Annotated in this window: 13 protein-coding genes and 1 tRNA gene; 8 read left to right on the forward strand and 6 right to left on the reverse strand. The window is 62.8% G+C overall.

Going from position 1 to position 13,236, the window contains the following annotated elements; translation table 11 throughout:
* Window positions 1-22 precede the first annotated feature (22 nt).
* The 3 genes from tsaE to AC0IYS_RS26255 are packed head-to-tail and all read left to right on the forward strand — an operon-like array spanning window position 23 to window position 2,837.
* Window positions 23-508 (forward strand): tRNA (adenosine(37)-N6)-threonylcarbamoyltransferase complex ATPase subunit type 1 TsaE, encoded by a 486-nt coding sequence (gene tsaE / locus AC0IYS_RS26245; protein WP_471708940.1) that lies wholly within the window; start codon window positions 23-25, stop codon window positions 506-508.
* On the forward strand, window positions 472-1,956 hold the full coding sequence (locus AC0IYS_RS26250; protein ID WP_471707929.1) for an N-acetylmuramoyl-L-alanine amidase: 1,485 nt from the start codon (window positions 472-474) through the stop codon (window positions 1,954-1,956). The genes tsaE and AC0IYS_RS26250 overlap by 37 nt, the downstream gene beginning before the upstream one ends.
* Before the next feature lie 38 nt (window positions 1,957-1,994).
* The gene (locus AC0IYS_RS26255) at window positions 1,995-2,837 is read left to right on the forward strand and encodes a D-hexose-6-phosphate mutarotase (RefSeq protein ID WP_471707930.1); all 843 of its coding nucleotides are present in this window, start codon (window positions 1,995-1,997) and stop codon (window positions 2,835-2,837) included.
* 14 nt (window positions 2,838-2,851) lie between these two features.
* Here the strand turns inward: AC0IYS_RS26255 and AC0IYS_RS26260 are convergent, their stop codons facing one another.
* Window positions 2,852-3,880 (reverse strand): carbonic anhydrase, encoded by a 1,029-nt coding sequence (locus AC0IYS_RS26260; RefSeq protein ID WP_471707931.1) that lies wholly within the window; start codon window positions 3,878-3,880, stop codon window positions 2,852-2,854.
* A 169-nt stretch (window positions 3,881-4,049) separates the two neighbouring features.
* Window positions 4,050-4,694, reverse strand: coding sequence for a VTT domain-containing protein (locus tag AC0IYS_RS26265; protein WP_090323500.1), 645 nt, complete (start codon window positions 4,692-4,694; stop codon window positions 4,050-4,052).
* Between the two features lie 137 nt (window positions 4,695-4,831).
* On the opposite strand from AC0IYS_RS26265, the gene AC0IYS_RS26270 reads away from it, so the two are divergent.
* From AC0IYS_RS26270 to miaA, 3 genes are read left to right on the forward strand one after another with little or no spacing between them, the layout of a single operon-like run.
* Window positions 4,832-5,755, forward strand: coding sequence for a peptidylprolyl isomerase (locus tag AC0IYS_RS26270; RefSeq protein WP_471707932.1), 924 nt, complete (start codon window positions 4,832-4,834; stop codon window positions 5,753-5,755).
* A gap of 8 nt (window positions 5,756-5,763) precedes the next feature.
* On the forward strand, window positions 5,764-7,764 hold the full coding sequence (gene mutL, locus AC0IYS_RS26275) for a DNA mismatch repair endonuclease MutL (RefSeq protein ID WP_471707933.1): 2,001 nt from the start codon (window positions 5,764-5,766) through the stop codon (window positions 7,762-7,764).
* Window position 7,765: 1 nt separating this feature from the next.
* Window positions 7,766-8,722 carry a tRNA (adenosine(37)-N6)-dimethylallyltransferase MiaA gene (gene miaA / locus AC0IYS_RS26280; RefSeq protein WP_471707934.1) on the forward strand — a complete coding sequence of 319 codons (957 nt, stop codon included), beginning with the start codon at window positions 7,766-7,768 and terminating at the stop codon, window positions 8,720-8,722.
* 21 nt (window positions 8,723-8,743) lie between these two features.
* On the opposite strand, the gene AC0IYS_RS26285 is transcribed toward miaA, so the two are convergent.
* The gene (locus AC0IYS_RS26285) at window positions 8,744-9,148 is read right to left on the reverse strand and encodes a VOC family protein (RefSeq protein ID WP_471707935.1); all 405 of its coding nucleotides are present in this window, start codon (window positions 9,146-9,148) and stop codon (window positions 8,744-8,746) included.
* Between the two features lie 172 nt (window positions 9,149-9,320).
* Between AC0IYS_RS26285 and AC0IYS_RS26290 the strand changes: the two genes are divergently transcribed.
* Window positions 9,321-9,397: transfer RNA gene (locus tag AC0IYS_RS26290), tRNA-Met, on the forward strand.
* A 293-nt stretch (window positions 9,398-9,690) separates the two neighbouring features.
* Window positions 9,691-10,854, forward strand: coding sequence for a Fic family protein (locus tag AC0IYS_RS26295; RefSeq protein ID WP_471707936.1), 1,164 nt, complete (start codon window positions 9,691-9,693; stop codon window positions 10,852-10,854).
* A 3-nt stretch (window positions 10,855-10,857) separates the two neighbouring features.
* On the opposite strand, the gene AC0IYS_RS26300 is transcribed toward AC0IYS_RS26295, so the two are convergent.
* The 3 genes from AC0IYS_RS26300 to AC0IYS_RS26310 all read right to left on the reverse strand — a co-directional run bounded on the left by AC0IYS_RS26300 (window position 10,858) and on the right by AC0IYS_RS26310 (window position 13,133).
* Window positions 10,858-11,109 (reverse strand): hypothetical protein, encoded by a 252-nt coding sequence (locus tag AC0IYS_RS26300; RefSeq protein WP_471707937.1) that lies wholly within the window; start codon window positions 11,107-11,109, stop codon window positions 10,858-10,860.
* Between the two features lie 437 nt (window positions 11,110-11,546).
* Complete coding sequence (locus AC0IYS_RS26305; protein WP_471707938.1) at window positions 11,547-12,038, reverse strand: hypothetical protein; 492 nt, start codon at window positions 12,036-12,038, stop codon at window positions 11,547-11,549.
* Window positions 12,039-12,056: 18 nt separating this feature from the next.
* The gene (locus tag AC0IYS_RS26310) at window positions 12,057-13,133 is read right to left on the reverse strand and encodes an extracellular catalytic domain type 2 short-chain-length polyhydroxyalkanoate depolymerase (protein WP_471707939.1); all 1,077 of its coding nucleotides are present in this window, start codon (window positions 13,131-13,133) and stop codon (window positions 12,057-12,059) included.
* Between the last annotated feature and the right edge of the window lie 103 nt (window positions 13,134-13,236).

Consider the following 13,236-nt stretch of genomic DNA (forward strand, 5'->3'; position numbering starts at 1 on the left):
CACCAACATGACATTCTATTCGATGCAGCACTTCACAGCCCATCTCCACGACGAAGCCGCGACCGCCGCACTGGGCGCGGCCCTGGCGCGCGCGCTGGCGCCGGGCCTGACGATCTACCTGCACGGCGACCTGGGGGCCGGCAAGACCGCCCTCACCCGTGCCCTGCTGCACGCGGCGGGCCACGCCGGCACCGTCAAAAGCCCGACCTACACCTTGTCGGAACCCTATCGCATCGCACTCGGCGGCCGCGCCGTAGGCGTCATCCATTTCGACCTTTACCGCATGGGCAGCCCCGAGGAATTCCTCGACGCCGGCTTCCGCGAAGACTTCAACGGGGACAACATCTGCATCGTCGAATGGCCTGAAAAGGCCGACCGCGTGCTGCCACCGCCCGACATCGACCTGTACCTGACCGTGGCCGGCAACGGCCGTGATGTAGAATTGCAGGCGTCCACCGCCCTGGGTAACTCATGCCTTCAAAGCCTCAAATTCGCCCCCAACATGTGAGCGCGGAGCCCACTCCCGCCGTCTCGCGGCGCACCGTCCTGAAGGCCGGCGCCACCCTGATGCTGTCCGTGACCTCGCTCGCCGCGCCGCTGCGCGCCAGCGCCGCGCAAATCCTCGCCGTACGCGTGTGGCCGGCCGACGACTACACCCGCGTCACGCTGGAAAACGACGCCGTGCTAAAGGCCACGCACTTCATCGTCAAGGACCCCGAACGCATGGTGGTCGACATCGAGGGGCTGGAGCTCAATCCGACGCTCAAAAGCCTGGTCGCCAAGATCCAGTCCAACGACCCGTACATCAAGCAGGTGCGCGTGGGCCAGAACCGGCCCAACGTGGTGCGCCTGGTGTTCGACCTGAAAGAGGAAGTGCGGCCGCAGGTCTTCACGCTGCCGCCGGCCGGTAACTACAAGGACCGCCTGATCTTCGACCTCTACCCCGTCAAGGAAGTCGACCCGATCGCGGCGATGATCGAAAAGGGCAACTGGTCCAGCGATGGCAAGCCGCCGCCGGAATCGTCGTCGGCCGCCGCCGGCAGCACGCCGAAAGGCGACATGCCGCCGCTCAAACCGGGCGAGGCGGAAATGGCCGCCAACGCCCCGACGCCTCGGGAACAGCTCGACGCGCTCAAGCCGGACATGAAGGCCGAGCCGCGCGCCGAACTGCGCGACCAGGTCAAAACCGCCGAGGCCCAGGCCAGGGCCGCCGAAAAGGCCGACAAAGCAGACAAGAACAACGTTGTGCGGATGATCACCATCGCGCTCGATCCCGGGCATGGCGGCGAAGACCCCGGCGCCTCCGGCAAGAACGGCAGCAAGGAAAAAGATATCGTGCTGGCGATCGCCAAGCGCCTCAAGGCCAAGCTGGAGGAAGCGCCCAACATGCGCGTGATGCTCACGCGCGACGGCGACTACTTCGTCCCGCTCGGCAAACGCGTGGAAAAAGCGCGCAAGGTGCAGGCCGACCTGTTCGTGTCGATCCACGCGGACGCCTTCGTGCAGCCGTCCGCGCGCGGCTCGTCGGTGTTCGTGCTGTCGGAAAAAGGCGCCACATCGACTGCGGCGCGCTGGCTGGCGGACAAGGAAAACCAGGCCGACACCATCGGCGGCGTCAACGTCAAGAACCACGACCGCCAGCTGGCCAGCGTGCTGTTCGACCTCTCCACCACGGCGCAGATCAACGACAGCATGAAATTGGGTAAGTCGGTGCTGGGCGAGATCGGCGGCATCAACCGCCTGCACAAAGGCTCGGTCGAGCAGGCCGGCTTCGCGGTGCTCAAGGCGCCGGACATTCCGTCCATCCTGATCGAAACGGCCTTCATCTCCAATCCGGAGGAAGAGGCCAAGCTGCTCGACGACGGCTACCAGAACCAGATGGCCAACGCCATCGTCAAAGGTATCCGGCGCTATTTCGCCAAAAATCCGCCGCTGGCGAAGAACCGGCTGACCTGAGCCCGACCTAACCACCTCATTCACTTTACGGAAGAACCATGGCTGTAGTTACGATGACTGAATTCGGCGCCCTGCCAGCGGTGCAAATCACCGCCGCCGATGGCGCGCAAGCGACGGTGTCGCTGTTCGGCGCCCATTTGCTGTCCTGGAAAACCGCCGACGGCAAGGAGCGCTTGTTCGTCAGTTCGCAAACGCCGCTCGACGGCAGCAAGGCGATACGGGGCGGCGTGCCGGTCATCTTCCCGCAGTTTAATGTGCGCGGCCCCGGCCTGCGCCACGGCTTCGCGCGCGTCAGCACGTGGCGCCTGACGGACAGCGGCGGCGACGGCGGCCATTCCTTCCTGGAGTTCAGCCTCGATCAGGACGATCTGGCGGCGGAACATGCGCAAGCGTGGCCGCACGCCTTCGCGTTGACCTTGCGCTTTACCCTGCACGGCGACGCGCTCGACGCCGAGTTCACGGTCCGTAACAGCGGCGCGCAGGCCTTCCCGTTCGGCGTGGCGCTGCACACCTATTACGACGTCGGCCACCTGAGCGCGACCAGCATCAGCGGCCTGCAACACCAGCAGTACACCGACCACCATCTGAATACGGCCACGCAGGAGCATCCGGCGCTGCATTTCACCGAGAAGCACGACCGCCTGTACCAATCGACGCCGTCGCTGACGCTAAACACGGCCAACGCCACCTTGCGGCTGGACCAGCAGGGTTTCAGCGAATGGGTGGTGTGGAATCCGGGTCAGGCCGATGCGGCCGCGCTGGTGGACCTGGCCGACGACGAGTATCTGCGCTTCGTCTGCATCGAGCCGGCGCGCGCGGACCAGCGGCCGCTGGAAGCCGGCGCCACCTGGACCGGCAAGCACCGCATCTGCGCCGACTGACTTAAAACCCGTCCTCAGTTCGATTCCTTGACGATGCGGCCGGAGCCCGGCTGGACCGGCCGCGCATTCAAGGGATAGAGGCGGCTGAACAGCGCCAGCTGCGCCGGCGAGGCCTGCACCGGCTCCTTCATCACCAGCCATAACACGCCCTCCTGGCAGGGCGGCGTCGTCATCGATCCCATGAAGGTGAAGTAATCGCGCCGCGCCGGCAGCAGGTCCATCGGATCGAGCACCACCGACGGCGCCAGGGTCTCCAGTTTTTCCAGCGGCAGGTTGTTCCACACCGTCTGGATCACCGGCTGCGGCTTGCCGCGCTCCAGCAGCAGCGCCAGCATGGCGATGCGCCCTTCCACGTCCTTGTGCACCAGGTGCACCACCATCTCGTAGCCCTTGCCGTTGATGCGCTCCTCCGACGGCCGATGGAAATGGAACTGGACCAGTTCATACATGCGGTTCTGCGCCGTGAGGAAATTGCCGCCGCCGACCATCACCTGCACCGTGTGGCCGTTGTCGGTCACATTGAACGTCGAGGGGTGGTAGTCAAAGCTGATCTGTTCCAGTTCGACCTTCATGCCGTCGCGGATATCGATCGGCGACTGACGGTTGCCGCTGCCGCACTTGGCCCAGGCGGGATTGATCTTGCCCCAGTTGGCGGGACCGGTCTCGCCCTCGTAGGACCAGGTGTTGCTGAAGAATTTGGGGGCCGCCGGCGGTGGCGCGGCGGCGGCCACCACGGCCGCCTTCTTGGCCTTGGCCGCAGCGGCGGCGCGGGCCTGCTGGTTGGCGCGCATGATGGCCAGGCGGGCGGCGATCTTGGCCGACAGTTCGGCCTCGGCGTCGCCCTCGGTCGGCTTGCGCACCGGCGACGCCGCACTGGACGCGCTGGCGGCGCTGGCGGCGGACGCACCGCCGGCGCGCACGCTGCCCACACCGGCGATCGGGGATTTCGCCGACGGCGAAACGGGCGGATCGGTTGCGGCGCCGGCGGTCGTGACGACGCAGCAGCATGCAATCAGGGTGAGCAGGGAGGGCACGGTACGCATGAGTTTCCAGAGTAAGAGAATTACCTACTGGTTTACGGATGCATTTGGGCAAAACTTGAGACGCGCCGGCGTTGGCGGGGAGAATTATTTCAGGGGAGTTTACAAAGCGACACGCCGCGCGGACCGCGCGGCGTGCTTGAAACCGTCAAGGATCGAGGCTGGATGCGGCTTAGCGGCCCATCACGCGGCGGCCCAGCTTCCAGGCGCCGCCCAGCAACATCGGCACCACGGCCACGCCGACGCCGACCATGACGATCTCGGTCAGGTGGTCGCGCACCAGCGGAATGTTGCCGAAGAAGTAGCCGGCGGTGGTCAGCAGCACCACCCACAGCACCGCGCCGGTGATGTTATACAGCTGGAAGCGGGTATGCGTCATGTCGGACACGCCGGCCACGAACGGCGCGAAGGTGCGCACCACGGGCACGAAACGCGCCAGCACGATGGTCTTGCCGCCGTGCTTTTCGAAAAACTCGTGCGTCTTGCGCAAGGCGTCCTTGTTGAGCCAGCGGTAATCGTGGGTGAAGACCTTCTGGCCGATGGCCTCGCCGATCCAGTAATTGAGCGTATTGCCGGTCACCGCCGCCGTAATCAGCAGGAACATCAGCAGCGCAAGGTTCATCTCGCCCACCGCGCACAGCGCGCCGGCGATGAACAACAGTGTGTCACCTGGGAAGAAAAACAGCACCACCAGCCCGGTTTCGCAGAAAATAATGGCGAACAGCACAGCGTAAACCAGGGTGCCGTATTGTTGAATGATCACTTCTAATGTTTTGTCGACATGAAGGATCATGTCGAAGAATTGCATAAAATCCATATTCTTCCCATAAAGTGTGCGCCGGAATCATACACCACCAATGCCGCGAAAGGTCGAAGTTTCCAGCCCCTCCCAACCAGTTTACAATCGTCCGCGTACCCGCAGCAAGCGGATACGTCCAACCAAGGAGATTCCGGATGTCCCTGACCGATTTGCTACGTACTTGTACTTATATAGTCCCGCTCAGCGCGCTGGCCGCCACGGCCTTCGCCGCCGACCTGCCGGCCCGGCCCAGCGCCGGCGATCTGGTCAAACAATCCACACCGGCCGACTGGCGTCCGCTGGACCCGAACAACACCCTGTACATGGAGCTGCCGGCCGGACGCGTGGTGATCGAACTGGCGCCGGATTTCGCGCCCCTGAGCATCGCCAACCTCAAGACCCTCGTCGGCGAAAAGTACTTCGACGGCCTGGCCGTGCTGCGCTCGCAGGACAACTACGTGGCGCAGTGGGGCGATCCGGACGCCGAAACAAAACCCAGGCCGCTCGGCAGCGCCAAGGCCAAGGTGACGGCGGAGTTCACCGTCCCCATGTCCAACGATAAGCATTTTGTGCGCCAGATGGACTTCGACGGCTACGCGCCGCAAATCGGCCACTCCAACGGCTTCCCGGTCGGACGCGATCCGAAGACCAAAACCACCTGGCTGGCGCACTGCTATGGCATGGTCGGCATCGGCCGGGACAACGACACCGACAGCGGCAGCGGCGCCGAACTGTATGCCGTCAACGGCCACGCGCCGCGCCACCTGGACCGCAACGTGACGGTCATCGGACGGGTGGTGTCGGGCATGGCGCTGCTGGCGACGCAGCCGCGCGGCGGCGAGGCGATGGGCTTTTATGGTGCGAACGAAGCCAGGACGCCGATCAAATCGGTGCGCCTGGCGGCCGACGTGCCCGAGGCGGAGCGCAGCAACCTGGAGGTGATGCGCAGCGAGGCGCCGATCTACAAGCGGGTGATCGAGGCGCAGCGCAATCGCGGCGGCCCGTGGAACAAGTTCTCGCCCAACTACGTGGAGCTGTGCAACGCGCCGATACCGGTGCGCGAGCGCCCGGCGTTATAATCGCTGCGATGAACGCGCCAGACACCCAAACCCTCGCCCCCGCCGCTCCCCGCCCGATCCAGGCCCTGCCCGACCAGCTGATTTCGCAGATCGCCGCCGGCGAGGTGGTCGAACGACCGTCCGCCGTTGTCAAGGAGCTGCTGGAGAACGCCCTCGACGCCGGCGCCACGCAGATCACCGTGCGGCTGGAGGAAGGCGGCGTCAAACGCATCGCCATCACCGACAACGGGCGCGGCATCCCGCCCGAGCAGATGCCGCTGGCGCTGGCCCGGCACGCGACCTCGAAGATCGCCTCGCTGAACGACCTGGAAAACGTCGGCACGCTCGGCTTCCGGGGCGAGGCGCTGGCCTCGATCGCCTCGGTGGCCGCCGTCACGCTGACGTCGCGTACCGCCGACGCCGCGCATGCGTGGGAAATCGTCGGCTCGCACAACGGCGTCGTGTCGCCGTCGTCCGGCGCCCTGGGCACCACCATCGACGTGCAGGACCTGTACTTCAACACGCCGGCGCGCCGCAAATTCCTCAAGTCCGAGCAGACCGAATTCGGCCACTGCGCCGAAGTCGTGCGCCGCATCGCGCTGGCGCGCCCGGACGTGTCGTTCTCGCTCACTCACAACGGCCGCACCATCGACCACTGGAACGTCAGCGAGATGGCCAAGCGCAGCGCCCACATCCTCGGCGACGGCTTTGCCGAAGCGCGCCTGCCGATCGACGAACGAGGCGGCGCGCTGCGCCTTCACGGCTACGCCGGCCTGCCGACCGCCTCCAAGGCACGCGCCGACGGCCAGTTCTTTTATGTGAACGGGCGCTTCGTGCGCGACAAGGTGCTGGTGCACGCGGTCAAAGCCGCCTACCAGGACGTGCTGCACGGCGACCGCTTTCCTTCCTACGTGCTGGCGCTCGAACTCGATCCGGCGCTGGTCGACGTCAACGTCCACCCGTCGAAGATCGAGGTGCGCTTCCGCGACAGCCGCGCGGTGCACCAATTCGTCTTCCACGCGGTGCAGCGCGCGCTGGCGTCGACATCGGCCACCGCGCACGGCAGCGTGCCGTCGCCGCTGCCTGCGGCCGAAAGCCTGGGCAGTGCGGCCTGGCGCGGCGAACAAACCTCGTTCGGTCTGGGGCCGGCGCTTCTGGATCCCGCTTACTCGCCGACATTCTCGCCGTCGCCGTTCGGATCGCGCAACGGCGACGCCGGCGGTATGGGCGGCAACGGCCCAGGCTTCGGCACGGGCGCGGGCCTCGGCGCGCCGCGCTTCGGCGGCAACGAGGGCGGCGTCGCCCAGAGCACCGAGAAATACGGCGCGCTGTTCGGCGGCGCCGGCCGCATCGACGGCTACCGCGCCGAAGCGGATATGGCGCTGCCGCAGGCCAGCCCGTTCACCGTGTCCTCCGCCGCGATGGCGCAGGAAGAGTTCCCGTTAGGTTTTGCGCTGGCGCAGCTGCACGGCATCTACATCCTGGCGCAGAACACCAAGGGCCTGGTGCTGGTCGACATGCACGCCGCGCATGAACGCATCCTCTACGAACAATTGAAGACCGCGCTGGAGAGCCGCGTCGCCGGCGAGGAGATGCAGGTGCAGCCGCTGCTGATCCCCGTCACCTTCTACGCCGACGCAGTGGAAGTGGGCACCGCGCAGGAGCACCAGGAGACGTTGCAGGCGCTGGGCTTCGACATCGCCGCGCTGTCCCCGACCACGCTGGCGGTGCGCTCGGTGCCGGTGCTGCTGAAGAACGCCGACGCCCAGACGCTGGCGCGCGACGTGCTGCGCGACGTGCGCGAATTCGGCGGCTCGCGCGTGCTGATCGAGCGCCAGAACGAGCTGCTCGGCACCCTGGCCTGCCACACGGCGGTGCGCGCCAACCGCATCCTGTCGACGCAGGAAATGAACGCCCTGCTGCGCCAGATGGAAATCACCGAACGCGCCGACCAGTGCAACCACGGGCGCCCGACCTGGGTGCAGGTGGAAATCGGCGCGCTCGATAAGCTCTTCCTGCGCGGCCAATAAGATGAATGCATCCGTATCAAAGCCGTTGGCGGTGGCCATCATGGGACCGACGGCCTCCGGCAAGACCGCGTCGGCGCTGGCGATCGCCCAGCGTATTCCGTCCGAGATCATCTCTGTCGATTCGGCGCTGGTGTATCGCGGCATGGACATCGGCACCGCCAAGCCGACGCGCGAGGAGCGCGCCGCCGCGCCGCACCACCTGATCGACATCCTCGACCCGCTCGATTCGTATTCGGTGGCGCAGTTCCGCACCGATACCCTGCGGCTGGTCGACGAGATTGTCGCGCGTGGCAACCTGCCCTTGCTGGTCGGCGGCACCATGCTGTACTTCAAAGGCCTGGCCGATGGCCTGGACGACCTTCCGGGCGCCGATCCGGCCCTGCGTGCGGAACTGGAAGAGGAAGCGGCGCGCGTCGGCTGGCCGGCGATGCACGCGAAGCTGGCGGCACTGGACCCGGAAACGGCGGCGCGGCTGGCCCCCAACGACGCCCAGCGCATCCAGCGCGCGCTGGAGATCTGCGCCCTGAGCGGCAAGCCGATGTCCGAGCTGCTGGCGCTGCGGGAGAAGACCGAACTGCCGTTCGAACTGCTGTCGTTCGCTCTGGAGCCGTCGGACCGCGCGGTGCTACACCAGCGCATCGCGCGCCGCTTCGACATCATGCTGGAAGAATCGGAAGACGGCAATCTGATCACCGAAGTGGAAGTGCTGCGCCGGCGCGGCGACCTGCATCCGGGACTGCCGTCGATGCGTTGCGTCGGCTACCGGCAGGCGTGGGAGTATCTGGACGGGACGATCGACTACGCGACCATGCGCGAGACCGGCATCATCGCCACGCGCCAGCTGGCCAAGCGCCAGTTGACGTGGCTGCGTTCCATGCCGGAGCGCGTGGCGCTGGACTGCCTGGCGCCCGATCCGGCCGGCGCGATGCTGGCGCGGATCGCCGACAAGCTGGGATAGACCGCTACGCCGTGACGTGCGTTACGTGGTCGGCGGAGCCGAATCCATATAAATGATTTCCCACAGATGACCGTCGAGGTCCTGGAAGCCGTGGCCGTACATGAAACCGTGATCCTGCGGCTCCTTGTAGGCGCTGCCGCCGGCCCCGATGGCCTTGTTGACCAGCGCCGTCACCTGGTCGCGCGACTCGACCTGCAGGCACACCAGCACCTCGGTCGAGGTGCGCGCGTCGCTCAGCGGCTTGGGCGTGAAGGTCTTGAAGCGCTCCTCGGTCAGCAGCATGACGAAGATATTTTCGGCGACGATCATGCAAGTGGCGCCCTCGTCCGTGTAATGCTGGTTGAACGAATAGCCGAGGTGGGTAAAGAACTGCACCGATTTCGGCAAGTCGCGCACAGGCAAATTCACAAAAATATTGGTGGCCATACCCTCTCCATTTCGTTATATGCTGATAGTCCCGGCGTCAGGATACCAGCATCAGGATACCAATATGCTAACGTTTTAGCGACAGCCACGCGATTGCACGCACTTTTTTAGAAAAATCTTTGGACCACCCTTGACAGTCCAAAGCCCAACCCCGATAATGCTGGGCGTTGCAGGTGATATAGCTCAGTTGGTTAGAGCACAGCATTCATAATGCTGGGGTCGGTGGTTCAAGTCCACCTATCACCACCAAGAATTCACTTCAGTCCGCATGACTAAGTACAAAAACAAACCGCCCTTCTCGCAGTGAGAACGGCGGTTTTTTTGTTATGAGCGCCCCAAAGATCCCTTGAGGTCGATCGATTGGCTTTTCATTCGGTAGCGGTAAGTTTTGCCAATACCGGAGGTTGGATTTCCAGATACGCCCTCGATCAATTCCAGATAGCGAATTCATCAAACCCACGCAACCGGTTGATTTTATAGGATTTTTTCTATAAAATTTGAGATAATTATTGACAGTTCTCTCAATAACGTTTGATACCTCTATGAATAGTCCCAGGTTCCAGCATTTCGAGCTCAAGTTATGCAACCCGACTTTTGACTCGCCGCTAGTCGATGTCGTCAATGAACTGGAGCATCTTCGCCGACTACAGCTAGGCGGAACCACGCCTGTTGGCGTGTTCTTCCAGCTCAAGCACATTTTCCACATGCTGGAGAGCTTGGGATCCGCCCGCATCGAAGGCAATCACACCACATTGGCCGATCTTGTCGACGCCGCTGTGGGCGGCGGCGATGGGACCATGGTTGGCGACCATGATCAGATGAAAGAAATCACGAACATCGAAGAAGCCATGCGATATGTCGACGATGCCATGGAGCCAGGTGCGGCGCTGACGGAAACGTTCATACGCGACCTGCACAACATCGCCGTCAGCGCCCTTGAGCGTGAAGGGGACAAAACCCCAGGTGCATATCGCGAAGGACCCGTAAAGATCGCGATGTCGTCGCATCTTCCGCCTGAGGCGGTCGCAGTGCCGCAGTATATGAAGGAATTAACTGACTTCGTAAATACCACGTCGGCACCAAAGTATGACCTGATGAAAGTGGCACTCACCCATCACCGTTTCGGATGGATCCATCCTTTTTCAAACGGAAACGGCCGTGTTGTCCGGCTGCTGACATATGCCTTGCTCATCAAGTATGGCTTCAACGTAAAGGACGGCCGGGTGCTAAATCCGACCGCAGTCTTCTGTAACAACCGAGAGCTCTACTACCAAATGCTTGGCGACGCAGACACGGGAATTTCGCAAGGAATCGAAAACTGGTGTACCTACGTCTTGCAAGGTATTTTGCTTGAACTTCAAAAAGTCGATAGGCTGACACAGTACGATTACATCGAGCAAAAAATTCTTATCCCTGCACTCAATATATCTCGATCCCGGCAGTTGATCACTCTCGACGAGTATCATGTTCTACTTGAGGTTGTTCGGCTAAAAAACGCGAAGTCGGCGGACCTGAAGAAGATTATGCCGAAGCTGTCCGACAATCAACGCACATATCAAATAAAAAGACTGGTCGAGCTGAAAATGCTTCAACCAATCCACCCGGGCGCGAGGCAGTACTCGATCTGCTTCACCAACAATTATCTGTTACGCGGAGTCATAAAGGCACTGACCGACGAAGGGTTCGTCCCCAACTCCCTCGGATAAAAATCAACTGCCATCAACCGGCGTCGTAGACCTAATACACTCCAGACCGTCCCACCCCCTGTTTTCAGCAAACAACAGCAACAGGGCGAGATCCCCAATTTCGGTCAAACGGGTGCGGACCGCGATGAAGGGAATATAGGCCCCGTGCTTTCGAACCGCCTGAAGCGCAAATTTGCGCACGGGTAAGGCGTCGTCCATTAACGCCGCAAGGGCGACGTCATCTTTTTCGTTCGGAGACATCTTGATCCAAGCCATTAACGCAGCTCTTCGCACGGAAAGCTCTGGATGCGACGCCTGCGTTTTTACCAACGCGATGTCGTCCGGACTCCGCAATTCAAGGCCAACGTATCAAGTCCTTCTCGAACGCCTCGATCGATTGCGCATCTCGGTTCGTCCAGCGGCGTGTAGATGGTGAATCGCTGGCAGCGTCGCGAGCAATTGCGCCGGCGGCACCTTATGGGACATCGCCATGACGGCGTCGCGCGCGGCTTGACGGACCGCTGGCACCCAGTCATTAAGTCGCCCGACAACGATCGACAACAGCTCCGGTCGACACAAAGCAGCGCAGCGGTCCACAGCCGCCTAGCGGACGTAACCCGAGTAATCGCGAGAGAACTCACTACGGTCAGATACAGATTCGGCGGCATTCGCTGCGTTGATCTCGCCGATCAACCTGCCTGCAGCGCAGCCGTTCATCCTTGGTCAGCCGACGGCATTAACTGCTTCTGGCTCGCCCAATAGCCGTAATCGACATCAATATTCTCCAGCAGCGCGACGAAATTCGTGGCCTGGTTGCCCAGCAACTGCGCGAACTGCGACGACAAATTGCACTGCTTCTCCAGCAACTTGGACATGGTGTTAGCCTGCCGCAGCTGCCCGTAATCTTCCAGCAGCACCGTGCAACCGGTACGCCAATTCTGTCCTTGCGCCTGCAAGCGGCGTAGAATGGCCGCCTGTAACTGCATCGACTCGCTCCAGACCTCGGGGTCCCACAGCCGCGTCGCCAAGCTCAGCGACAAAGCGCCGTTGTTGGCCATGCTCGCTGCGTATTTTTTCGCCAGCCTGTGCGTGGTCAGCACATGGGCGACGGACGTCAGCGCACTCGACGCGAGCGCCTCTGACTCGGCAGCGGGGTCCGGCGCGGCGCCGGTTTTCGATCCGACGGAAACGGGAAATTGGGTCATGACATCCTCCTGGTGGCTTCAAGCGCAAAGACGGTCGAGCATGGCGTGGATGGCCTTGATCTGGACCGCGTCACGCGAATAGAAAAGCGACTTGGCATCCTTGCTGCTGTAGCCCCACCAATCCCAGCAACCGTCCGGATTCTGGATCTCGCCGTTGTCCGTGCCTTCGGCTTGCGGGTACAGCACGATGATGTCGTTGCTTTCGGCCATCTGGTTGTAGCCGGTGGTGGTGATATAGCGGTTGCCATAGGGCGGCCGGTTGGCGGTGTCGGCGCGGCCGTTGACGTAGTCGGTGTAGTTGTAGCCTTGTTTGCAGCCATGCAGGGCGATATGCACGCGCGGCGCGGCCACCTTGGCAGCCACAACCTGGGACGGAATGTAGGCGTAGCCGAAGCGGCTCATGCTGGCCCAGCGCGCGTCCGCGCCCAGGAACTCGGTCTGGTCGAAACGGACAAGCTGCCCCGCCAGACGCTCGGCGGGCGGTTTCAGCCCCTCATAAATATGATCCAGGATCTCGTGCGATTGCATGAAACCGCCGTTGTTGATGTACGGCGGCTGGTTCATCGCCAACACGGAATCCTCCGGGTTGTTGGTGATGATGGAATGGCCCGCCGGCACGTCGTCGCGGTAGGCGATATTTTCCGGTTTGACGCCCAGCATTTCGTAGAACTGGCGGGTGCGCGCCACCACGTCGGAATACACCACGTCATCCCGGCTGCCGGTGAAAATGTAGAGCCGGTCGTCGGCCAGGTTGGCCAGATTGTCGATCAGGCCAGCCGCTGCGGTGTCGCGCGTCATCTGCGCCAGCTTTTTGGGGTCCGGCGAGGTTTGCGCGATCAATGGACTCATACAGATGTACAGCGAGTTCTCTATATAGGCGTCTTCGGCGGCCACCACCTCGCGCGAGCGATACGTCTCGGCGCAGCGGAACGGTCCGCCGGCGATGATGCCGGCGCCCGAAAAGCTGGCCGAACGTGCCAGGTGCAGCTGCACCGTCATGAAGGCGCCGGACGACAGGCCGGAGATCGAATTATCCCGCTTCGACGCCGCATACGATCCCAGTTGAACAATTTTCTCACCCGCGCTCGCGACCATCGTACGCCTCCTGTTTTAGCTTTTGGGACGGATCGGCATCGATGTTCTAGCCGCGTAGAAATAGTATTGATCTATGCGGGGCAAGCTATTGAGATTGATCAAC

The organism is Duganella sp. AC237 (genome assembly GCF_979254035.1).